We start from the raw sequence: 22,797 nt of genomic DNA, 5'->3' as shown, positions 1-22,797 counted from the left end.
TATGACGGACGAAAGCCCGCAGGCTCTGCTTCATCAGGCGCTGCAAAAGCATCAAGCCGGTGATCTCGCGGGGGCAGCTCCGCTATATCAGCAGGTGCTCAAGGCAAACCCTCAAGATCCCGATGCCCTGCACCTGCTTGGCTTCCTGCTACACCAGGCGGGCAAGCCCGCCGAGGGCTTGAAACTCGTCGATGCCGCCATCGCCATCGTGCCGCAACAAGCCAGCTTTCGCAGCAACAGGGCACGGATTCTTCAGCGCCTCGGGCACCAGACGGAAGCGGATACCGCTTTCCGAATGGCACTCGCGCTCAATCCTTCCGACGCCGGCGCATTTCGGGAACTTGCAGAAGCACGGCGCGCAAATGGTCAGGTTCTGGCGGCGGCTCCGCTTTTCCGCCGTTTGCTTAGCTTTAGCCCCGCCGATCCAGTTGCCCTGCTTGCCGAGGCAACGAGCCGAATCGATCTCGGCCACTATGACGCTGCGCGCCATTTGTTGCGAAAGTGCCTGCTGGTTGCCCCCGCGCTGATCGAGGCAACCAACAGCTACGCTTTTCTCGGCATCACTGCCCTCACCTTCGTCGAAGCACGCCGATGGTTCATGCGGACCATTACAACTCAGCCGCGCTACGCCGCACCCTATTCCGGACTGGCTGAAATCACTTACTTCGAAGGCGATGTAACGGGCAGCCTCGGCTTTTCCGAACAGGCTGTCGCCCTTACCCCGGACGACCCGCAAATCCGGGTCCGGCACGGCATGCGCCTGCTCAGCATCGGACGTATTCAGGAGGGTTGGCAGAATTTCGAGTGGCGCCTGAAGCGGCCGGACGCTGTCCAGCGGGTTGGTCTCCCAAGCCGTTGGCAGGGCGAGCCACTTTCCGGCAAGCGTATCCTTGTCTGCGCGGAGGAAGGTGTCGGCGATGAAATACTCTACGCATCGCTGATCCCGGACCTGCTGTCAGCGGGCGCCTCCGTCGTGATCGAATGTGCCCCCCGTCTGGTGGAGGTCTTCCGGCGCTCTTTCCCGGATTGCCTTGTGCATGCTTATGCACGGAGCGGCGATAGGTTCAGGCCAGTGCATGAGTATAACTGGCTGCCGCAGGACCCGCCCGTAGACTATGCAATCGACGGCGGCAGCTTGCCCGCGCGGCTGCGCCCCGAACTAGCTTCCTACGATCACCAGCGCCCTTATCTTTCAGCATCGCCAGAGCGAGTCCGCCGTATGGCGGAAAAGCTGGCCGCCCTGCCACCGGGTCCCCGGATTGGTTTTGCTTGGCGATCAAAAATCGGCGATCCCTTTCGCAACCTTTTCAACACCCAGCTCGACGATTGGCGAGACCTGCTGACCGATCCGAAACTCCAGATCGTTTCCTTGCAATACGGCACCGGCTGGGAGCAGGAGATCGCGGAAGCGCGACAAGCGTTCGGCGCTCGCCTGCATGTGCTCGACGGTGTCGATATGACCAATGATTTCGAGGATATTTTCGCCCTCGCCGCTTCGGTCGACAGTCTCGTCTGCCCGAGCAGCACGCTGGTCTGGGTCGGGGCAGGCCTCGACAAACCGGTCCTTCAGTTCGCACTAAGGCCGTATTTCCCGCAGTTCGGCACAGATATCAGCCCGGGTTTCCCGACAGTGAAGTCTTTCCTCAAACTGGCGGCAGAGCCATGGAACCATGTAACGGACGAAATCACAGCATCCGTCCGAAACCTATGAGCACCCGAATGAAACTTCATCGCATGGCGCTCCGCATTCTCACATTCCTGCCGAGCCACTAAGCTCCGGGACCTTTGACCCTCCAGCAACACGGACATTCGACGAAACAATAATGCCCACTCAGGAAACTCAAAACCTGCTGCAACAGGCACTCGCACATCACCAGCAGGGCCGTCTGCCGGAAGCGGCCGCGCTATACCAGCAGGTATTGCAACGCGCCCCGCGCGATCCGGACGCGCTCCATCTGTTCGGTGTGCTGATGCATCAAGGCGGTCAGCATGAAACCGGGCGCCAGCTTGTCGAGGCAGCGCTGAAAATTGCGTCCGGGCGGGCAGACTTCCTAAGCAATCTTGGTCAGATCCTGAAAGCATTGGGAGAGCCGGAAGAAGCGGAAACCGCATACCGCAACGCTCTCTCCAAATCGCCCGGCTTTGTCGATGCGCTCGCGAACCTCGGAGCACTCTTGCAGGAACGTGGCGCGGTGGCCGAGGCAATCGGTTTCCTGCAGCAAGCCATCCGGAAAGAGCCCAGCCACGCCAACGCGCATATGAATCTTGGAAATGCCTTTCGGAAAGACGGTCGCGTCGAGGATGCCGAAGTGGCACACCGGCAGGCTGTGTCGCTAGCCCCACTCAGCGAGGAGACACACGCCAATCTGGCCACGACATTGATGGATCTGGACAAACTGGAGGAAGCGGAACGCGCCCTCAAACGCTCCCAGCTCCTCAAGCCGGCTCTGGCGGAGGCGGTGAACAGTTTCGGTTTTCTCCTCTTCAATCAACGCCACTATGTGAAACCGGGCACTTGGTTCCGCCGCGCCATCCTGCTGGCCCCCGGATATGCCGCCCCTGAGACCGGCCTCGCCGAACTGGCCTATTTCTCCGGCGACCTGGAACAGTCCCTTCGCCACTCCGAAAACGCGCTCCGCCTCGCACCTGACGAGCCGCAAATCCATCTGCGCCACGCCATCCGGCTGCTGGCGGCCGGCCATCTGGAAGAAGGCTGGCGGGAACGGGAATGGCGACACAAGGCGCCGGACCGGGTGCGGCGCCTCGGTCTGCCCCCGACCTGGCAGGGTGAGCCGCTGGGCGGGAAGCGCCTGCTGGTTTGCGCCGAGGAAGGTGTCGGGGACGAGATCCTCTATGCCTCCATTCTGCCGGAAATCAGGGAACTCGGTGCCGAGCTGGTGCTTGAGTGCGACGAGCGTTTGCTTCCGGTCTTCCGGCGCTCCTTCCCCGATGCCCTGGTGCATGCCTACGCCAGGGCGGGAGACGGATTCCGGCCGGTGCAGAAATACGATTGGCTGCCGCAGGACAAGCCAGTCGATTACGCGATCGATGCTGGCAGTCTCGCCCTCTATTTCCGTCGAACGCTTGCGGATTTCGCAAAGACGCGCCCCTATCTGAAGCCCGATCCGCAACGGGTTATCCAAGTCCGCGACATACTTAATAAGACTGGTGACGGTCTGAAAATCGCCCTTGCCTGGAGATCCCGTAAAAGCACGGCTTTCAGGGACGTCCACTACACCGCCCTGAAAGACTGGTTGCCGATTTTCGCCCTACCGGGAGCACAGGTATTCTCGATCCAGTACGGCGAAAACTGGGACACGGAGATCGAAACGCTCAAACGAGAAACCGGGCACGGCCCGACAATTCTGCCCGAACTAGATCTCACCGACGATTTCGACGACATCCTCGCGCTCGTCTCTTCGGTCGACGTGCTTATTTGCCCCAGCAGCACGCTGGGTTGGATCGGCGGCGCGCTCGGCAAGGAGACCTGGCTGTTCCATCCTCGTCCACTCTTCGTGCAGTACGGTGCGGACGGCTTTCCCGGATTCCCGAGCATCAAAAGCTTCGCAAAACCGTTTGAGGAAAGCTGGGAGCAGACCATCTACCAAATTGCTACTGCACTCCGATCAAAGGCAGCGAAATGAGCGCGACATTGCTTCAGGCCGCGTTCGCCTCCCACAGGGCCGGCAATCTTGAGGCCGCCATCGGTTATTATCGGGATTGCCTTGCCGCCGATGCTGGTCAAAGCGCCGTATACGATTATCTCGGCGTCGCCTGTACCGGTCTGCCTGAACACGGCCCGGAAGCTGTGCGCGCCTTTCGGCGCTCTCTGCTGCTTGAGCCCGGGCGCGGCAGCGTCTTAAGCAATCTGGCAACGCTCTATGTTCACGCCTCGGACGATCCCAGAGCCCTCCTGTGGTTTCGCCGTGCTTCAAAAACAGAGCCTCTGCGTGCCGACTATTGGGCGCGTCAGGCAAGTTGCGCGATCCGACTTGGCCAAAATGCCGAAGCACTTACCTGCCTGAAGCAGGCATGCAGGCGTGCTCCTGCTGACTCAACGCACTGGGAACATCTCGGCACTCTGCTGCGCCGCATGACCCGCCGGGCGGATGCGGAACGGGCAGTCCGGAACGGCTTGCTCATCACTCCCGAAGCCGGACGCCTCTGGTCTTCACTCTCCGCCACGCTTCTTGAGACAGATCATGTCACGTCGGCAATGCGGTTCGGAAGTAGGGCAACGATAGCAGCACCGACGGATAGCGAAGCTTTCGGGAATCTCGCTCAGGCGTTCTATCGGTCCGGCCAGATTGAAGCCGCCATCTCAAGCGGCGCACAAGCCATGCGGTTCGATCCTCAGAACCCGACCATTACCTTCAATCTCGCGATCTACCTATTGGCTAACGGCGATATGGCACGCGGCTGGCCGCTCTATGAAGCCCGCCTGATCCCGCTCCGGAAAATGACGCGCAATCTGCCGCAACAACGCTGGACCCCGGACATCTCCGGTCCCGACATCCATCTGCTCGTCTATGCCGAACAGGGCCTTGGCGACGAAGTCATGTTCGCCACCTGTTTTCCGGAATTGCAGGATCGTCTGGTACAGGGAGAGCTTGGAAGCGTCACAGTCGAATGCACCGACCGGCTCCGCCCCCTGTTTGAGCGCTCCTTCCCCCAGTTCCGCTTTTTCGATCGCATCCGGAAGCAGGAGCAGCGCCTGCATCCTGCCGACTACGGAACGATTGTGAGCGAGCGCGACTGCACCCACGAAATCGCAACCGGCAGCCTGCTGAAATTCTTCCGCCCGGATCGGGCGCGATTCCCGGACACGTCCGCCATATTGGTGCCCGATCCGGAAAGGGTCGACTACTGGAAACGTTGGCTCTCGAGCAAAGGAGACGGTCCCTGGATCGGGCTGTCCTGGCGATCTCGGGCGAAGCGTGATCTCGAAGCTGTCTATTATCCGGGCCCCGGAAACCTTGGCCCCATTCTCGACATTCCCGGCGCCGGTTTCGTGACCCTGCAATATGACGAGGACGCGGAAGAACTGACCCGGATTGAGGCGGAAAACGATGTCGGCATTCTGCGGCCCGACGGGCTTGACCTGACCAATGACCTGGACGGGGTCGTCGCGCTGATCTCCGAGCTTGATGCCGTGGTTTCCCCGCAAAATCTGGTGCTCAGCCTGGCGGGCGCACTCGGGAAGCAAGGTTACACAATGCCGCATCTCCTGAACTGGGTCTCGCTTGGCGCCAGCCGCATGCCGTTCTTCCCCTCGATTGAAGTCGATATCCGGCGAGAGGATGAGGGTGTGGACTGGAAACCGGTGATGGAACGCCTTGCCAAGCGGGCGCGATCGGATCTTGGCCTCTAAGACCCTTCCTGTTTGAGCTAACGCTCCGCGACCGCTTCGGCGGCGATCCGGTTGGACCGTGCTCTCTGCGCTTCACGATAGGTGATGTAGAGCCCGCTCCCGACGATAATCCCGGCGCCAAGCCAGGTCACCGCATCGGGCAAGGTTCCGAAGATCAGGAAAGTCAGCAGCGTCGCCATCAGCAATTGTCCGTAATTGAGCGGAGACAGCAGGGAGGCCTCGCCAAGTCGGAAGGCCTTGATGACGAGGAAGTGCCCAAGCCCGCCGAGAAACCCGATCAGGGTGAACAGGCCATAGTCGAGCGCGCTGGTCGGCAGCCGATAATCGAACGGCAGTGCAACAGTCGTCATCAGCGCACCTATCAAGGCAATATAGGTGATCGAGGTTTCAGCGGAATCGCTGCTCGCGTACTTCCGGGTGAGCACCTGATAGACCGCATAGAAGAACGCGGTGCCGATAACCAGGAACATCGCCCAGTGGCTTTCGGCACCCCCCGGCCGGATGATGATCAGCGCGCCGCAGAAGCCGACCAGAACGGCAATCCAGCGACGGATACCAACCTTCTCGCCAAGAAACGGAACCGCGAGGGCCGTTACGATGATCGGCGAAGTGAAGTTGATCGCGCTGGCGATCGGCACTTCGATATAGCGCACAGCCAGGAAGAACATGCAGGTGCAGCAGAACATCAGCACGGAGCGGATGATGTGAACGCCCGGCTTCTGCGCTCGCAGCAACCCGATCCCGTGCTTCGGCATGAAGAGGATCAACGCGAACAGCAGATGCCCCGTATAGCGCGCCCAGACGATCTGCGTTGTCGAGTATTCGGCGGAAAGATAGCGCGCCAGCACATTCATGCAGGGCAGCACCGTGATTGCGCCAAGCATGAAGAGAACGGCCGTGCCGTAGGAACTCGAAAGGGTTTGGGAGGCGGCTGCCTCAGCGTTTGTTGCCATGTTCGCAGTCTACTTTTGCGACACCGGCAAAACAAATTCCAACCCAGAATGAATGAGGCCTCGTCAGGCCCGGAAGCGGCCCAGAGACAGGGCGAGTTCCTCAATACAAACCTCTTGCGGCCTACCCCTTGAAGGTTTGCCGCGCCACGGTCAGGTACATCGCGTTCATGGTCGGGATTGGATGACGCCCTTTCTCGCGGAACCCGGCCCGCTTGAGAGCAATGACGGCCGGCCAGTTGTCCGGGTGCGGGCAGGCGACGATGCGGTCCGCATCCGATTCCTTGAATATCTTTCCGGCCAGTGACCGGAGCATGGCTTGTCCGATCTGCCGGTTCAGAAAATCAGCCTCACCGATCAGGAAATCCACGGCGCGGGTTTGCGCGGTGATATCCGGGATGGCGGTCCAGTTCGGATCGCCGTGAGCGCTGTAGACATGCGCGCACCCAATCTCCCCACCGGCAAATTCCACGATGTAAAGTGTGGATACCGGGTCCGATGACCCGCCATCAAGCGCCCCGGAGATCGTCGAGAATATCCGATGCGCCCAGCGCGTTACATGAGAAGCCGAAAGCCACCGGCGGATTGTTTCCTCGTCGGAAGGCTCTGCCCGGCGAAAAAGAATGTCTCCACCGTCACCGGAATCCAGCATCGATATCACCAATCGGCGCCGTTTGCAGGTCCTTGGCCGTGGGCACACGGGCCGCGTCACGCTGTTCCGGGTTCAGCCTGTATTCAATGAAAGCCACGACACGGGTCACGATGAAAACCAGCGCCAGGTAGAAGACCGCAGCAATCAGGAAAATTTCCAGCGGCTTGTATGTCTGCGAAATCAGCTTGCGGGCAATGCCGGTCATCTCCAGCAGTGTGATCGTGCTGGCCAGCGAGGTCGACTTGATCATCAGGATGATCTCATTGCCATAGGCCGGAAGAGCCTGACGAATGGCCTGCGGAAAGACGATCCGGCGAAACCGCATGACCGCATTCATGCCGCAGGCCTTGGCGGCCTCGATCTGGCCGAACGGAACGGCCTGGATGCCGCCGCGAATGATCTCGCTGGTATAGGCGCCGGTATTCAGCGTCAGCGCCAGGATCGCACACCACCAGGCTTCACGCAGCACAGGCCAGAGAAAGCTTTCCCGCACGGCTTCAAACTGGCCGGTGCCGTAATAGATCAGGAAGATCTGCACCAGCAGCGGGGTGCCACGGAAGACATAGACAAAACTGTAGGCGAAACCCGCCAAAGGCCTGAACCGGGAAGTCCGCAGCAGCGCGATGACAATCGCAAGGAAGAAGCCAAGAAAGAGCGACGATGCTGCCAGCACCATGGTGACCGGCAAACCGCTCAGGATTTTCGGGAAGGCTTCCGCCATCAACTCAATATCCATGGCTCAGGCCCTCCTGACGCCACGGTTGGCCCAAAGCTCCGCCAAGCCGAACCCTTTATTCGAAAAGGCGGTCAGGACGAGATAGAGGACGCCCGCCGCCAGATAGAACGTGAAGGGTTTCTGGGTCGACCCGCTGGCGACCGAAGCCTGCCGCATGATCTCTACCAGCCCGACGATGGAAATCAGCGAGGTATCCTTCAGGGTGAGCTGCCAGACATTGCCAAGCCCCGGCAGCGCGAACCGCGCTACCTGCGGCACCATGATGCGGCGGAACAGCAGAAAGCGGCTCATGCCGCAGGCCTTCGCCGCCTCGATCTGGCCTTTCGGCACGGCGAGAACGGCCCCACGGATCACCTCGGTCGCATAGGCGCCGGAGATGGTGCCGAGCGCGATGGTGCCGATGGCGAAAGCATCGATCTCGATATATTCCTCGTAGCCGAACACGCGGGCCACGGCCATGGCCGCCATGCTGCCGCCGAAGAACAGCAGGTAAATGACCAGCAGGTCCGGGACGCCCCGGATCAAGGTCGTATAGGCCTCACCGATCAGGCGAACGGCCAGATAGCGCGAGAGCTTTATGGCAGCGCCCGCAGTGCCGATGACAATACCGAGCAGAAATGCCGCCATGGCCACCGCAAGCGTCATCAGCATGCCGCGGACCATTTCATCGCCCCAGCCGGCATCGCCCCACTGCAGCAGTAGCATCCAATCCGGCAAAGTCACCTGGGCGGTCTCCGTCGCTTGTCAGCAGAAGCGCGGCCGCCCGGGGGCGGCCGCGTGCATTGTTCTGGGATCAGCAGATGCCGATCATTCTTTCGGCGTGCCGTCGAAGCCGAACCACTGGGTGGAGAGCTTCGAGATCGTGCCGTCGGCGCGCGCTTCATCAATCGCCTTGGTGAACATGTCGGCCAGTTCCTGGTCATCCTGACGGATACCCGCGCCGACGCCGTTACCGAACGGGCCACCGTCCATCTTCGGGCCAACCATCGCCATGGTCTTGCCCTTCTCGCCTTCGAGCAGCGGCACCCAGTAGGAAAGCGACGCCAGTGCGGCATCGATCCGGCCAGCGACGAGATCCAGATCCAGATTCTCCTGGGTGTCATAGGTCTTCACGGTGACCGTGTCGCCCATGTACTCGTTCAGGAAGTTCTCGTGCGTGGTGGAGATCTGCACGCCGATGGTCTTTCCCTTGAGGGCTGCTTTCATCGAGTCCAGACCTGCCTTTTCCTTGGCATCGACATCGGCAAGGGTCAGCGCGTCAAGACCGGCGCTCAGGCTTGCCAGAGGGCTTGATTTGACGACCACGAAGGATGCCGGGGAGCCCATGTAGGAGCGCGAGAAGGTGATGACTTTCTTGCGTTTGTCGGTGATGGACATACCGGCCATGATGGCGTCGAACTTGCCCGCCTGGAGCGCAGGAATGATGCCTTCCCAGGCCGTCTGCACCAGATCGCACTGAACGCTCATGCGCTCGCACAGATCGGCATAGAGGTCGACCTCAAAGCCCGCGAGCTTGCCGGAGCTGTCGGTGAAGTTCCACGGCGCGTAGGCGCCTTCGGTAGCGATGCGGACCTTGCTGCCCGCCTTGAAGTCCTTGGCGTCCGCGGCACCGCTAAAAGCGATAGACGCGAGGGCCAGAGCTGTCAGAAAACGTTTCATTATTTAGGCTCCCAGTTTGAATCCGGTTTAGTTCCCTGCGGTTGCTGTTGCTGCCCCGGTCAGTTTCGTTTGACGAACTGACGGCAGCGCTCCGATCGCGGATTGTCGAACACCTGTTCAGGCGGTCCTATTTCTTCCACACGCCCCTCGTGCAGGAAGACCACCTCGTTCGAGACCTCGCGAGCGAAATCGATTTCATGGGTAACGATGATCATGGTCCGGCCTTCCTCGGCCAGCTGGCGCATCACCAGCAGCACTTCGCCGACCAGCTCCGGGTCGAGCGCGGATGTCGGCTCGTCGAACAGCATCACCTGAGGTTCCATCGCCAGCGCACGCGCTATCGCGCAACGCTGCTGCTGGCCGCCGGAAAGATGGCTCGGATACTGATCCCGTTTGTCTGCGATCCCGACCTTCTGAAGCAAACCTTCGGCGCGGGCGATAGCCTCTTCGCGCGGTACCTTCAGGACGTGGATCGGCGCCTCAATGACGTTTTCAAGCACCGTCATGTGGGTCCACAGATTGAAACTCTGGAACACCATGGAAAGGCGGGAGCGAATGCGGTCGACCTGCCGGTTGTCCGCCGGAAGCTGGGTGCCGTTCGGACCCGGTTTCATGGCGATGGTCTCACCATTGACGGACACAACACCCCGGTCCGGAACCTCAAGCAGATTGATGCAGCGCAAAAAAGTACTTTTGCCGGACCCGGAAGAGCCGATCATGGAAATCACATCGCCCTGCCGGGCATCAAGAGAAACTCCCTTGAGGACCTCCAGGCCGGCGAAGCTCTTGTGCAGGTCCCGAACGACCAGCGCCTCGGACGCGGAGTCCGGCGCGTGCGCTACTGCCATATTGACGCAATCCCAACCATAACGGACATGCGCAGCATAATGGTCAATGCGAAACCGGCAAGATTAATGTCACGAAAACGCCATGAAAATTGCACTGAACGGTGCAGTTTTCACCTATCCGCCGAGCGCCTTGATCCGGGCTTCCAGCATTCCGCGAGCGGGCGCATCGGGGCCCATCAGTGCCAGCAGATCGCCCCATAGCTTTTTCGCAGCTGCAGCATCGCCTTTTCTGTACGCGACGAGCCCTCCATAGAAGAGGCCATCCGGGTTCGCCGGTGCCAATGCGCGGATATGCGCAACCAGCGAGACGAATTCATCCGTCATGCCCGTCTCCGGAGTACCCGGCGGGAACAGGGCGCGAGCATAGGACAGCTGGATATCCAGATCATCAGGCGCCAGCCGCGCGGCATTGGCGTGTGCGTTCTTCGCTTCCTCGGTCTTGCCGAGAACGTCATAGGCGCGGGCGAGGCGAAGCCAGCCCTCGAGGTCATCCGGCTCTTCTTCGAGACGGCCCGCCAGACGATCGACCATCGACTGGATCATTGCAGACCGGTCTTCACTGTTCATGTCCTGCGCAGCAGCCACGTCATCGGCGGTCGGCCCCGGAGCCACACTGGCGGACGGCGCGTTCGGCATCGGCGTGGCCATTTGTTGTGGCCGCTCCGGCCTTCTCTTCCGCTCAGCCTCCCTGAGGGACGCCACATCGATACCGGTTTCCGTCCCGATCTCGTCGATCCGCTGGGTCACCAGTGCTTCCCATGGGGCACCGGGCGGTGTGTCCGCTTCCAGTGCGATCCACCATTTCAATGCGCCGGCTGCGTCCGCGGCCTGACTGCGGGCGAGCCCAAGATAGTAGCGGGCGCGCGGCTCCAGAGGTTGGCTCAAATTGACATCGCGGAAGTCCTCGACGGCGGCTGGCGGCACCATGCCGTCGGCAGCGAGCACCATCGCCTCACCCCGCGCGGCCATTAGCTGCAGATTGTCCGGCACCAGCGCGAGCGCCTTGCCATAGGCCTTCACCGCATCGTCATAGCGTTCCGTCACCATGTAGGAACGACCCAGCAGGGCCCAGCCGTCACCATCGTCCGGGTTTTTCGCCAGCTTGGCTTCCAGCCCCGCCACCATATCCGAGACACCAGGCTGCTCCTGCTGTGGAGCGCTTGCGCCACCCTGACCGGATGCTGGAGTTCCTGGGTTTTCGGCAAGAGCCTGGGTTCCCGCCCCGTCACTGCGTCCGGCCAACGGCAAATCCCGCATACTGGGATTGCCAACGGAGACGTAGGTTAGAAGCGCACCGGCAGGGACCGCGAAAATCACCAGAACGGACGCCGCCAACCGGCGTTTGCGGACCGATTGCGGCGATGCGGCCGCGGATTTCTCCTGCTCCGCCGCTGCGGCCAGCATGCGGCGCTCAACCTCAAGCTTTGCTGCTTCGAACTCCTCGGCGCCGAGGCGACCCGCATCGAGATCGCGCTCCAGCTCCTGCAACTGATCGCGATAAACCGCCAGCGCTTCCGCGCCTGCTTCCTGTTCATCGCCGTCATCGACCCCGGCAGAGAGGACCGGCCACAACAGCAGCAAGACAACGCCGAATGTCAGAACTCCGGCAAAGACCCAAAAAATCATCAGGCTTTCCGATCCTGCTCAGACAATAATACGTCGATCCGCTTGCGTTCATCGTCCGTCAAAGGCACCGGCGCCTCGTTGACGGCACTGCCATCCCGCCGCCGCAACAGAAACACGGCAACACCGATGGCGCCCAGGACGCCGATGGCGAACGGCCCGTACCAGAGGAACAGTGTTTCCGCCTTGACCGGCGGCTTCAGCAGCACGAAATCGCCATAACGCTCGACCAGGAAGGTCTTGATCTCGCTGTCGCTGTCACCGGCGACGAGACGTTCCCGCAAGATCACACGGAGGTCTTTGGCAAGCCCGGCATTGCTGTCATCAATCGACTGGTTCTGACAAACGAGGCAGCGGATTTCCTTGCTGAGTTCACGCGCACGCGCTTCGAGCGCGGGATCCTTCAGCATCTCGCCCGGCTCCACCGCAAAAGCAGGCGCGGTCAGAACGGCAACAAGCAGCGCCATAATTATGGAACGGATCATCCTTTGGCCGCTCTCAAATGTTCGACCATCGGCAGGATCGTCTCCTTCAGGGCTTGAGCAGTCAGCGGGCCGACATGCCGGTAGCGGATATGCCCACCCGCATCGACGACATAGGTTTCAGGCACGCCATAGACGCCCCAGTCGATGGCGGCACGGCCGTCCCCGTCGACGCCGATCCGTCCGAACGGATCACCCAGCTCGCGCAGCCAGACAAGAGCCGCGTCCCGCTGGTCCTTGTAGTTGATACCGACAAGCGGCAGATCGGTCTCTGCGGCAAGCCGCATCAGGATCGGATGCTCTAGCCGGCAGGGCCCGCACCAGGAAGCGAAGAAATTGACCAGCTTCACTTCGCCCCGAAGCGCCTCCGGACCTACCCCGGGCTTGCCCTCAAGCAGGGGTCCTAGATCATGCGGCGGCGCCGGCTTGTCGATCATTACGGACGGCAGGATATGCGGGTCTTTCTTGGTCAGGATCGGCACCGTGAAATAGCCGGCGATCACCGCAAAGATCAGCAGAGGCAAGAGGAAGAGCAGCCGGTTCAGCATCTCAGTCTCCTGCCTCCGTCACGGCCGGTCGGGCCGCGGGTCGCTTCGAACGTTTCGGCGCACCGATGCGCAAGCGGCGGTCCGACAGCGAAAACAGCCCGCCGAGGACCATCAGCATGGCGCCGGTCCAGATCCACGGCACCAGCGGCTTGACCCAGACCCGGACAATGTAGCCGCCCTGGTCACTGCCTTCACCGATGGCAACATAAAGGTCGCCGGAAATGCTGGAGCGGATGGCCGCTTCGGTGGTCGGCATCTGCTGCACCGGATAGAGCCGCCGTTCCGGATGCAGGGTAGCGTATGGCACACCATCCTTGCTGACCTTCAGCGTCGCCATATCGCGGAAATAGTTCGGGCCCTGGCTGCGCTCGACTTTCTCCAGTACCAGCTCGTACTGGCCGAGGGTCAAGGTATCTCCGGCCCGCGCCGTTGCGACCAGCTCCCGGGTCCAGTTCATCTCGCCTGTAGCGCCGCAAATGAATACCGCCATGCCTATATGAGCAAGGCTCATGCCATAGGCGGCGCCGGGAAGATTGAAGAGACGCCTGATACTGTCGCCGAGCGGTATCCGGAACAGGCGGATCCGTTCAGCCAATTCAGTCACGACACCGCCCGCCACCCAGGCAGCAAAACCAAAGCCGAGCACCGGCGCCAAGGGCGCGCCTTCTTCCAGCACCAGAATTCCGCCCGCGACCACGACCGTGAAGAGCGCACTGACCCAGAGCTTTTCGACGGCCGCGCGGAGATTACCGCGCTTCCAGGGCAACAGTGGACCAATGGCCAGCAGGACCAGAAGCGGGATCATCACCGGCACGAAGGTCGCATTGAAGAAAGGTGCACCTACCGACACCTTGTCGCCGGTCATCGCATCCAGGAACAACGGATAGAGCGTGCCGATAAAGACAGTCACCGTCGCCACGCTCAGGATCAGATTGTTCAGCACCAGCCCACCTTCCCGGCTCACCGGCACGAACAGGCCGCCGGCCTTCAGCGCGGGTGCGCGAATGGCAAAGAGCGTGAGCGAGCCACCGACCGCGACGATCAGGATGCCGAGGATGAAAAGACCGCGCTCGGGATCGACAGCGAAGGCATGCACCGACGTCAAGATGCCGGAGCGCACCAGGAACGTGCCCATCAGGCTCAGCGAGAATGTGATGATGGCGAGCAGGATGGTCCATGCCTTCAGCGCATCTCGCTTTTCCACCACGATGGCGGAATGCAGCAGCGCCGTGCCAGCGAGCCAGGGCATGAAACTGGCATTCTCGACCGGGTCCCAGAACCACCAGCCGCCCCAGCCAAGCTCGTAATAGGCCCACCAGCTGCCGAGCGTGATGCCGGCGGTCAGGAAGGTCCAGGCGGCGAGAGTCCAGGGCCGCACCCAGCGGGCCCAGGCCGGGTCGACCCGGCCCTCGATCAGCGCTGCCATGGCAAAGGAAAAGGCCAGTGAGAAACCGACATAGCCGATGTAGAGCATCGGTGGATGGAAGGCGAGACCCGGATCCTGCAACAGCGGGTTGAGGTCGCGACCGTCGAGCGGCGCCGGATCGAGCCGCTCGAACGGGTTCGAGGTCAGCAGGATGAAGCCAAGGAAGGCGAGCCCGATCAGGCCCTGAATAGAGATCACACGGGCCTTCAGCGTGTCCGGCAACTGCCGGCCAAAGGCGGCAACCGCAAAGCCGAACAGAGCCAGAATCAGCACCCAGAACACCATCGAGCCTTCGTGGTTCCCCCAGACGCCGGAGATCTTGTAGAGCAACGGCTTCAGGCTGTGGGAATTCTGCGCCACGTTGGCGACCGAGAAGTCCGAGGTAATGTAGGCGCGCATCAGCGCGCCGAAAGCGATCGAAATGCACAGGAATTGAGCGGAGGCGGCGGGCGCGGCGAAGCCCATCAGAGCAGCATCCCGCCTGGCCGCGCCGTACATCGGCACGACGACCTGCGCAATCGCAACGAAGAAGGCAAGAACGAGGGCGTAATGCCCGATCTCAGCGATCATTTCGCCTCCTCCCCTTCTTTCCAGCGGCCGGATTTCTTCAATGCGTCGGCAACCTCGCGCGGCATGTAATTCTCATCATGTTTGGCCAGCACTTCGCTGGCGGTGAAGACGGTGCCGTTGAACTTGCCCTCTGCCACCACGCCCTGCCCTTCCCGGAACAGGTCCGGCAGGGAGCCGCGATAGACCACTTTCACCGCATTCTGAAAATCGGTGACAACAAATTCGGAGCGCAGCCCCTCCTCGTACTTCTTCCAGCTACCATCCTCGACCATGCCACCAATCCGGATACGACGGTCCGCCCCGACATCCTTTTCGGCGAGATCCGTCGGACTGAAGAAAAAGACGAGATTATCCTCGAACGCGGTCAGCACGAGTGCCGCCGCCGTGCCGAGCATGGCAAGGCCGATCAGGACAATGGATAGGCGGCGGCGTTTAGGCGTCATGGCGCGTATCCTCTGGATCGTTCTGCTGGCGGCGTTGTCGCCGGGGCCCCACCCGCTCTTCCAGAGCGGTTAATTCGCGATCCCGTGTCCGACCCCCGATAACTGAGGAGATCAGCATCACGGCAAGCATCACCACGACCACTCCGTAGGACGACCAGACATAGGTCGCGTATCCACCCATTTCGAGAAATTCCTGAATGGCCTTGCTCCAGCAAACCGTTCATCAACACCTGGAATTTAGATTAATTCCAAAATCGGTCAAAGCGACGTGAAGTCGCGGGCAATCACAACGCGATCAGTCGGCGCCACCGTCAGGACACGTCTGACAGGTGCAGCAGGCGGATGCGTCGGGCCATCAGCTCACCACGCATGCGCACAATCAAGAGATACAGGAAGTAAAGCTTGAAGGCGGCGGCCATCAGCAACAGCGGCAACAACATCGACGGATCGATGGACGGCCCGTCCATCCGCGCCACGCTCGCCGGCTGATGCAACGTGTTCCACCAGTCGACGGAGAACTTGATGATCGGGATGTTCACCACGCCAACCAACAGCAGAATTGCGCCCGCCTTGGAGCCACGTTCCGGATCGTCGAAGGCATTCACCAGGGCGATATAGCCGAGATAAAGGAAGAACAGGATCAGAACGGAGGTCAGCCTCGCATCCCAGACCCACCATGTGCCCCACATCGGCTGGCCCCAGAGGGAGCCCGTGATCAGTGCCATCAGGGTGAAACCTGCCCCGACCGGCGCGGCGGCCTGGGCCGCGACATCGGCCAACGGATGCTTCCAGATCAGAAAACTGCCCGCCGCAGCGGCCATCACCACATAGATGAACATCGCCATCCAGGCCGACGGTACGTGCACATACATGATGCGCACGGTCTCGCCCTGCTGGTAATCCGCCGGCGAGGCGAACAGCGCAAAATAGAAACCAGCAGCGCCAGTCAAAAGACCGAGCGCCATAATCCAGGGCTGCAGCCGGGCGGCAAAACGCATGAAGCGCGCCGGATTGGCAAGCCAGTGGAACCAGTTCATCCGAGCATATCCTCCATATACCGTATCGGTATGGATCGGTCCGGCCGTGGGGTCTGGCCCCATCTCTTTCCGTCCGCAGATTTGTTTGAACACCAACCGGCGGAAAACATCAACCGGCCGCTTGTCTGAGCGCCGCCGCAGTCGCCCACGGCGCGAGCGGAAGGCAAGCCATCAGCATGGCGCCCAGGATCAAAAGCTGCGCCTTGGCCGACTGCCCGGTAACAGCGGCCTCTACCGCCGACACCCCGAAGATCAGCAGCGGAATGGTCAGCGGCAGCACCAGCAGGGCAACCAGCGTTCCCGCCCGCCGCGCGCCGAGCACCAACGCCGCACCAACCCCGCCAAGCAGGCTGAGAACCGGCGTGCCCAGCGCCATGCTTGCCAGCAGAACCGGAAAGGCTTCGGTCTGCATATTCATGAAAACCCCAAGCAACGGCGCGATCAGCAACATCGGCAGTCCTGTGGTCAACCAGTGGGCCAGACACTTTGCCAGCACCAGGACTTCCAGCGGCACCGGGGTCAGCAGCATCAGCTCAAGTGAGCCGTCGTCGTAATCGGTCTGGAACATCCGGTCGAGTGACAGCATGGCCGCGAGCAGAGCGGCCACCCAGACGATACCGGAAGAGATCCGCTCCAGAACACCCGGCTCCGGGCCGACAGCGAGCGGGAACAGGGTTACCACGATGACAAAGAACATCAGCGCCATGGCGGCATCGCTGCCCTGACGGAGAGCGAGGGAGAGATCCCTGCGAACGAGGACGAAAAAGCACTTCATGACGCGTCCCGGAAAGCGTCGGCCCGAAGCTCCGCGCCGAGGGCACCGTAGGCCTCTGCGAGATCGCCCGCGGACGGGGCGAAACCCGAAAGCTCAAGCTCGGCAACACGATCGCCGGTCTCGAACCGGATATGGGTGGCAGCCACAATCATGCCGCCGCGAGCGCGATGCCCGGCAATCGCTTCTTCCAATGCCGCGACCCCATCGACATCCAGCCCAACCGTCGGCTCGTCGAGAATCCAGAGCGGGGCCTCACTGACGAGCAGCCGGGCGAGCGCCAGACGCCTCTTCTGACCGGAGGAAAGATAGCGCGCCGGAAAATCCGCGCGATGCCCGATCCCGAAACGCTCCAGCGCCGCCGCCACGGATATCCCGTTGGCGCCGCGCATTCCGGACCAGAATGTGAGGAGTTCTTCAGCCGTCATCGCGGGCTTGGCCGCATCGGCATGCCCGACATAGTGCAGCATCCCGGCATGGGATTGAGGATCGTCCGTGACCGAAACACCGTCCCACAGCAAGTCGCCGCGTGCCGGTCGGACCAGCGTCGCCATGGTTCGCAACAGGCTGGATTTCCCGCTGCCATTCGGGCCTTTCAGAATCAGCACCCCACCGGAGGCGAGTGTGAAATCCAGTCGGTCGAATACAAGGCGGCCGCCTCGCTGGCAGCCGAGCCCCCTGCCCTCGAACCGGTGATCACCAAAAACTTCCATGAAAGCAATGCCCTCGCACCCAATACCAACACCATAGGGGAGGTCGCCGCCCGCCTCAACGCGGTAAGGTGCCGCAAGGCATTCTCTGGGCAGTTTCCGGATTCGCATAAAGAAAGCGGCGCCGGTCTCTGGGGGGAGGGGGATGCGGCGCCGCTTTTTCAGTTCCCGGCCCTCCGAAGAGAGCCGGAGAAGGGGACCAGTTCTCGGCGGACTGTCCGCCAAGTCGGTTTACCGGGGACTGCCGGTATATGAAAAATATAGGAACGTCGTATGGTGATTTCGAGACCATGGAGTGTATTTTTTCCATCCACTCGATCCTGCCCGCTCTATCCCAAACGGAGCGACTTGATGAAATAGTCGCGCGTCAAACGACAACAACGATAAAAAATCAGCTCTCAGGGAGTAAACAATGCCCGCCATCCATGCCTCCGAAGCGCTCTCCCGTTTCACCGTGCTCGACCTGACACGCGTCCGCTCCGGGCCGACCTGCGTACGCCAGCTTGCCGACTGGGGCGCCAATGTCATCAAGGTCGAATTGCCCGAGGCAATGGAGGCCGGGAACCAGCTCGGCGGCGCCCGCAGCGGCTCCGATTTCCAGAACCTTCATCGCAACAAGCGGGCGATGACCCTGAACCTGAAAGATCCCGATGGGGTCGCCCTGTTCAAGAAGCTCGTGCAGACGGCGGACGTCATCGTCGAGAATTTCCGGCCCGACGTGAAGCAGCGCCTCGGCATCGATTACGAAACACTGGCGAAGGACAATCCCGGTCTGGTCTATGCCTCGATATCCGGCTTCGGCCAGGACGGCCCCTATGCCAAGCGCCCCGGCTTCGACCAGATCGCGCAGGGCATGGGCGGGCTGATGTCGATCACCGGCGCCCCCGGCGAGGGCCCGATGCGGGTCGGCATTCCGGTGGCAGACCTGACCGCCGGTATTTTCGCCTCGCAGGGCATCATGGTCGCTCTGCTGGAACGGGAAGCCTCCGGCAAAGGCCAGTGGGTCCATACCTCGCTGCTGCAGGCACAGATCTTCATGCTCGACTTCCAGGCCTCGCGCTGGACCATGAGCGGCGAGGTCGCGAAGCAGGCGGGCAACAACCACCCGACCAGCATCCCGACCGGCGTATTCCAGACCAGCGACGGCTACATGAACATTGCGGTTTCCGGCGAGAAGATCTGGACCCGGTTCTGCGCCGTCATCGGCCGCGAGGACCTGCCGGATAATCCGGACTACAAGACCGCGCCGTCACGGTCGGAAAATCGGGATACGCTGAACGCCATTATCCAGGATGTGCTCGCCACCGAGAGCACGAAACACTGGGTTGACCTGTTCAACAAGGAAGGCGTCCCGGCAGGCCCGATCTACACCATCGACCAGACCTTTGCCGACCCGCAGGTACAGCATCTCGGCATGCAGAAGACCGTGCATTCAGACGAGCATGGCGATATCGATCTGGTCGCCCAGCCAATCACCCTCTCGCGCACGCCCAGCACCTTTGCCGCCGCACCGCCCGCCTATGGCGAGCATACGGACGAGATCCTGGGCAGCCTTGGCATGAGCGCCGAGGAAATCCAGGCCTTGCGCGACCGCCAGGTCATCTGACCGCATATCCGCACGCCAACAGTCGACACGAAACGGACCCGTCCCATGCCTGCCAGTACCGCGCCGCAACCGATCCTGACCGAGTTCAAGGGAGGCGTCGCCCGCCTGATCTTCAACAACCCGGCCCGCCACAATGCCATGTCTCTGGAAATGTGGACCCATGGGGCAGAGCTGCTGGAAGCCTTCGGACGGGACGACAATATCCGCGCCATCCTGCTGACCGGGGCGGGCTCCGAGGCTTTCGTCGCCGGGGCGGATATCTCCAAGTTCGGGGACGAACGGGCCAGCCGGGAAGCGGTCGAGACCTATGATCGCGCCGTCGCCCGATTCCAGCAGGTCATGCGGGATCTGGAAAAACCGACCATTGCCCGGATCGACGGCTTCTGCATCGGCGGCGGCCTCGCCATCGCCATCGAATGCGACATCCGGATCTGCTCGGAGAAATCCAGTTTCTCCGTCCCCGCCGCAAAACTCGGCATCGGCTACGCCATGGACGGCATCCGCCGCCTCCGCACCCTCACCGGCCCCGCCTTCGCCGCCGAAATCTTCTACACCGCCCGCCGGTTCTCGGCACAGGAAGCGGTGATGATGGGCCTGGTCAACCGGGTGCTGCCCGAAGCGGAGCTCGACACACATGTCGACAACCTGCTCGCCCGCATCTCCGAAAACGCCCCGCTGGCCATCCAGACAGCGAAACGCGCGCTGATCGAGCTGGAAAAGCCGGAAGACACACAGGACTCCGCCTCCTGCGATGCGCTGGTGCTGAAATGCATGGAGAGCGAGGACTACGTCGAGGGGCGAACGGCGTTTATGGAGAAGCGGAAACCGGTGTTTAAAGGGCGGTAACGGCTAATCCACAATGAACAGCTTGGCGCCGGTCGCCGTCGAGGAACGGTGCGCGGCGTCGCCGAAGTCGGACACCTGATAGGACATGCCCGCTGTCATGGTGGTTTTGCGGCCGTCCTTCAGCTCGGAGACCAGCTCGCCTTCCAGCACATAGAGAATATGCCCCCGGTCGCACCAATGGTCAGCCAGATAGCCGACTGAGTATTCAACCTGCCGGATGCGGATATCGCCGATTTCCATGGTCCGCCAGATGGCCTCTCCGGGCTCTCCGGGATGTCTGGTTTCCGCGACCTCGGACCAGTCGGTGACGGTGAAAGGCAATGCGGGGATTTTCATGGGGGGCTCTCGGGTGATGGGGGAAGAGCCGGAATCTTAGGCAGGTACATGGCGCCTGACAATCTCCGGCTCAGGGTTCTTCCTCAAGCGAATGCTGGCATCACCTCGTCGATGAAGCGGGCCAGAGACGCCTTCTTCCGCTCAGTGCTCATGCCGCTGTCGATCCAGAACGAGAACTCGTCATAGCCCAGATCCTCGATCCGCTTCAGCCGGTCGATGATTTCCTGGCACCGTGCCGATTGTCAGATCCTGCCGCAGGGCAGCAGCAATCGGCTGCGCGGCCTCACTTCATGCGCCCCACCACTCGATCAACCGAGTCCAAATGCCCGCGCAATTGAAAAAGTGCATTCGATTGAATATCTATTTACTCATTGAGTGTAAAAAATATACCCGCACGTCGCATTACGTGAGTGAAGAAGGCACAGCCGCGCCTTCAAACCCCGAAAGGTCAATGGCCGCCGGGTGACACCGAACGGGATCTCTGGGGGAGAGACTTTTGGACCTGATCAAGCTGATACGACAAGAGTCCGCCGCCTCCTGGTTCGGCTTCGCGTTTTTTGCCGCGGTCTCCGGGCTTGCCAACGCCCTTGTTCTTGCTGTGATCAACCTGGCTGCAAGCGATGTTGCCGAGCTCGATGACGAGCGGCGAACCCATCAGCTGACGATCTTTCTCATCGTCGTCGGAATCTACGTTATCGCCCAGCGAACAGTGATGATTTCCTCGACCCGCGAGGTAGAGGAAATCATCCACAAGATCCGGATCCGCCTGATTGAAAAAATCCGGACCGCCGATCTCATACCTCTGGAGCGGATCGGACGCTCCTTCATCTATGCCAGCATCAACAAGGACACTCTGACCCTCTCGCAGGCGGCGCAGTCGCTCGTCGTCGGCGCGCAGTCCGCCATACTGGTTCTCTTTACGCTGCTTTACATCGCCTGGCTTTCACGCGTCGCCTTTGTCGTCTGCGTCGCGTTCATCGTGGCCGCAACCTGGTTCTATGGGAAGAACCTCAAAGGCTTGAATGCCGAACTTCAGGAAGCAGCAGTTACGGAAAACAGATTGTTCGACCTCCTCACGGACCTGCTGGAAGGGTTCAAGGAAGTCCGGCTCAACAAGCCCCGCAGCGATGCCCTCTACGCCGACCTGGAGCAGATCTCCTCAGAGGCGATGGAAAAGAAGAAGAACAGTCAGTCGGGGATCGCCAAAAGCTTCATTCTCTCCCAGACACTGTTCTATTTCCTTGTCGCCGCCATGGTTTTCCTCGTCCCGCAGTTCGGGAAGTTCTTCAGCAGCGCCGGTACCGATTACCACGAGGTTGTTATCAAAACCGCGACGGCAACCCTGTTCCTGATTGGACCCATCGGTTTTCTGGTCAACTTCATGGCAATCTTCGCCAACGCCAATTCAGCAGCGGAGAACATCAAACGGCTCGATGAAACGCTTACCGAGGCGGTCAGCGAGACGAAGGACGATCAACCCAACCTGCTCGGCGAGACCTTCGAGGAACTCGAACTGAAGCAGGTCAGTTTCCACTACCAGGGCTTACAGCCCGACAATCCGTTTGTTATGGGCCCCGTGGATCTGACGATCCGCAAAGGCGAGCTGATCTTCATCACCGGGGGCAATGGCTCGGGGAAATCGACCCTGATCAAGATCCTCGCCGGTCTCACCTACCCGACCTCAGGCTCCATGCGCGTCAACAGCCGGGAAATCGGGCCGGAGACCTATGACGAATATCGCAACTTGATCTCCATTATCTTCGGCGATTTCCACCTCTTCAAACGTCTCTATGGGATTGATCTCGGGGACGGCGGAAAAGCCAGGCGTCTGATGGAACATATGGAGATCCAGAACAAGACCCAGTTGATCTCCGATGAATTCTCAACGGTCCAACTCTCGACGGGCCAGCGCAAACGGCTCGCGCTTGTGGTCAGCCTGCTTGAGGAGCGCTCCATCTATATCCTCGACGAATGGGCCGCCGATCAGGATCCTGAATTCAGACGAAAATTCTACCGGGAGCTCCTGCCGGAGATGAAACGGGACGGCAAGACGGTCATCGCCGTTACGCATGACGATCAGTATTTCGACGTCGCGGATCGCTGTTTGCACATGGTCGAGGGCCGCCTCGTGACATCCCGGTCGCCCTTAGATGATACAGCCCACTGAATGGCGCCGGAGGAT

At 61.1% G+C, this 22,797-nt stretch carries 22 protein-coding genes; 6 read left to right on the top strand and 16 right to left on the bottom strand.

Annotated elements, in window-relative coordinates:
- The first annotated feature begins 1 nt into the window (after position 1).
- The 3 genes from K328_RS0117240 (at position 2) to K328_RS0117230 (ending at position 5,371) form a co-directional block, all read left to right on the top strand.
- Complete coding sequence (locus K328_RS0117240; protein WP_028467039.1) at positions 2 to 1,711, top strand: tetratricopeptide repeat protein; 1,710 nt, start codon at positions 2 to 4, stop codon at positions 1,709 to 1,711.
- A 112-nt stretch (positions 1,712 to 1,823) separates the two neighbouring features.
- Complete coding sequence (locus K328_RS0117235; RefSeq protein ID WP_028467038.1) at positions 1,824 to 3,644, top strand: tetratricopeptide repeat protein; 1,821 nt, start codon at positions 1,824 to 1,826, stop codon at positions 3,642 to 3,644.
- Complete coding sequence (locus K328_RS0117230) at positions 3,641 to 5,371, top strand: tetratricopeptide repeat protein (RefSeq protein WP_028467037.1); 1,731 nt, start codon at positions 3,641 to 3,643, stop codon at positions 5,369 to 5,371. Before K328_RS0117235 ends, K328_RS0117230 begins: the two co-directional genes overlap by 4 nt.
- Positions 5,372 to 5,388: 17 nt before the next feature.
- Here K328_RS0117230 and K328_RS24605 read toward each other — a convergent pair whose 3' ends face one another.
- The 15 genes from K328_RS24605 to ccmA form a co-directional block, all read right to left on the bottom strand.
- Positions 5,389 to 6,324, bottom strand: coding sequence for a DMT family transporter (locus K328_RS24605; RefSeq protein ID WP_051285030.1), 936 nt, complete (start codon positions 6,322 to 6,324; stop codon positions 5,389 to 5,391).
- A gap of 121 nt (positions 6,325 to 6,445) precedes the next feature.
- Positions 6,446 to 6,973, bottom strand: coding sequence for a GNAT family N-acetyltransferase (locus K328_RS0117220; RefSeq protein WP_028467036.1), 528 nt, complete (start codon positions 6,971 to 6,973; stop codon positions 6,446 to 6,448).
- A complete protein-coding gene (locus K328_RS0117215) occupies positions 6,957 to 7,709 on the bottom strand; it encodes an ABC transporter permease (RefSeq protein ID WP_028467035.1) in 753 nt (250 codons plus the stop codon). Before K328_RS0117215 ends, K328_RS0117220 begins: the two co-directional genes overlap by 17 nt.
- 3 nt (positions 7,710 to 7,712) lie before the next feature.
- Complete coding sequence (locus K328_RS0117210; protein WP_281169437.1) at positions 7,713 to 8,432, bottom strand: ABC transporter permease; 720 nt, start codon at positions 8,430 to 8,432, stop codon at positions 7,713 to 7,715.
- Between the two features lie 84 nt (positions 8,433 to 8,516).
- Positions 8,517 to 9,368, bottom strand: a complete 852-nt coding sequence (locus K328_RS0117205) for a lysine/arginine/ornithine ABC transporter substrate-binding protein (RefSeq protein WP_028467033.1) — start codon at positions 9,366 to 9,368, stop codon at positions 8,517 to 8,519.
- A 59-nt stretch (positions 9,369 to 9,427) separates the two neighbouring features.
- Positions 9,428 to 10,216 (bottom strand): ABC transporter ATP-binding protein, encoded by a 789-nt coding sequence (locus K328_RS0117200; protein ID WP_028467032.1) that lies wholly within the window; start codon positions 10,214 to 10,216, stop codon positions 9,428 to 9,430.
- 114 nt (positions 10,217 to 10,330) lie between these two features.
- Complete coding sequence (gene ccmI / locus K328_RS0117195; protein ID WP_028467031.1) at positions 10,331 to 11,842, bottom strand: c-type cytochrome biogenesis protein CcmI; 1,512 nt, start codon at positions 11,840 to 11,842, stop codon at positions 10,331 to 10,333.
- Positions 11,842 to 12,324, bottom strand: a complete 483-nt coding sequence (locus tag K328_RS0117190) for a cytochrome c-type biogenesis protein (protein WP_036554838.1) — start codon at positions 12,322 to 12,324, stop codon at positions 11,842 to 11,844. The genes ccmI and K328_RS0117190 overlap by 1 nt, the downstream gene beginning before the upstream one ends.
- Positions 12,321 to 12,869: a DsbE family thiol:disulfide interchange protein gene (locus K328_RS0117185; protein WP_156901448.1), complete on the bottom strand. Its 549-nt coding sequence runs from the start codon at positions 12,867 to 12,869 to the stop codon at positions 12,321 to 12,323. Before K328_RS0117185 ends, K328_RS0117190 begins: the two co-directional genes overlap by 4 nt.
- A 1-nt stretch (position 12,870) precedes the next feature.
- The gene (locus K328_RS0117180; protein WP_028467028.1) at positions 12,871 to 14,865 is read right to left on the bottom strand and encodes a heme lyase CcmF/NrfE family subunit; all 1,995 of its coding nucleotides are present in this window, start codon (positions 14,863 to 14,865) and stop codon (positions 12,871 to 12,873) included.
- Complete coding sequence (gene ccmE, locus K328_RS0117175; protein WP_028467027.1) at positions 14,862 to 15,308, bottom strand: cytochrome c maturation protein CcmE; 447 nt, start codon at positions 15,306 to 15,308, stop codon at positions 14,862 to 14,864. Before ccmE ends, K328_RS0117180 begins: the two co-directional genes overlap by 4 nt.
- A complete protein-coding gene (ccmD, locus tag K328_RS0117170; RefSeq protein WP_036554835.1) occupies positions 15,298 to 15,489 on the bottom strand; it encodes a heme exporter protein CcmD in 192 nt (63 codons plus the stop codon). The genes ccmE and ccmD overlap by 11 nt, the downstream gene beginning before the upstream one ends.
- Positions 15,490 to 15,619: 130 nt before the next feature.
- Positions 15,620 to 16,345 carry a heme ABC transporter permease gene (locus K328_RS0117165; protein WP_028467025.1) on the bottom strand — a complete coding sequence of 242 codons (726 nt, stop codon included), beginning with the start codon at positions 16,343 to 16,345 and terminating at the stop codon, positions 15,620 to 15,622.
- A 109-nt stretch (positions 16,346 to 16,454) separates the two neighbouring features.
- Positions 16,455 to 17,120 carry a heme exporter protein CcmB gene (gene ccmB / locus K328_RS0117160; protein WP_028467024.1) on the bottom strand — a complete coding sequence of 222 codons (666 nt, stop codon included), beginning with the start codon at positions 17,118 to 17,120 and terminating at the stop codon, positions 16,455 to 16,457.
- Positions 17,117 to 17,830 carry a heme ABC exporter ATP-binding protein CcmA gene (gene ccmA / locus K328_RS24600; RefSeq protein WP_051285029.1) on the bottom strand — a complete coding sequence of 238 codons (714 nt, stop codon included), beginning with the start codon at positions 17,828 to 17,830 and terminating at the stop codon, positions 17,117 to 17,119. Before ccmA ends, ccmB begins: the two co-directional genes overlap by 4 nt.
- Before the next feature lie 409 nt (positions 17,831 to 18,239).
- Between ccmA and K328_RS0117150 the strand changes: the two genes are divergently transcribed.
- Together K328_RS0117150 and K328_RS0117145 are read left to right on the top strand one after the other, a co-directional pair.
- Positions 18,240 to 19,433, top strand: a complete 1,194-nt coding sequence (locus K328_RS0117150) for a CaiB/BaiF CoA transferase family protein (RefSeq protein ID WP_028467023.1) — start codon at positions 18,240 to 18,242, stop codon at positions 19,431 to 19,433.
- Positions 19,434 to 19,478: 45 nt separating this feature from the next.
- Positions 19,479 to 20,279 (top strand): enoyl-CoA hydratase, encoded by an 801-nt coding sequence (locus tag K328_RS0117145; protein ID WP_051285028.1) that lies wholly within the window; start codon positions 19,479 to 19,481, stop codon positions 20,277 to 20,279.
- Between the two features lie 3 nt (positions 20,280 to 20,282).
- On the opposite strand, the gene K328_RS0117140 is transcribed toward K328_RS0117145, so the two are convergent.
- Positions 20,283 to 20,615 (bottom strand): DHCW motif cupin fold protein, encoded by a 333-nt coding sequence (locus K328_RS0117140; RefSeq protein ID WP_028467021.1) that lies wholly within the window; start codon positions 20,613 to 20,615, stop codon positions 20,283 to 20,285.
- Between the two features lie 496 nt (positions 20,616 to 21,111).
- On the opposite strand from K328_RS0117140, the gene K328_RS24595 reads away from it, so the two are divergent.
- Positions 21,112 to 22,782 carry a cyclic peptide export ABC transporter gene (locus tag K328_RS24595; protein WP_036554832.1) on the top strand — a complete coding sequence of 557 codons (1,671 nt, stop codon included), beginning with the start codon at positions 21,112 to 21,114 and terminating at the stop codon, positions 22,780 to 22,782.
- Positions 22,783 to 22,797 lie beyond the last annotated feature (15 nt).

It is taken from the genome of Nisaea denitrificans DSM 18348, from assembly GCF_000426505.1.
Lineage (GTDB): Bacteria > Pseudomonadota > Alphaproteobacteria > Thalassobaculales > Thalassobaculaceae > Nisaea > Nisaea denitrificans.
Note: the sequence above shows the minus strand (reverse complement) of the source record. Positions and strands in the feature narration are given on the sequence as shown.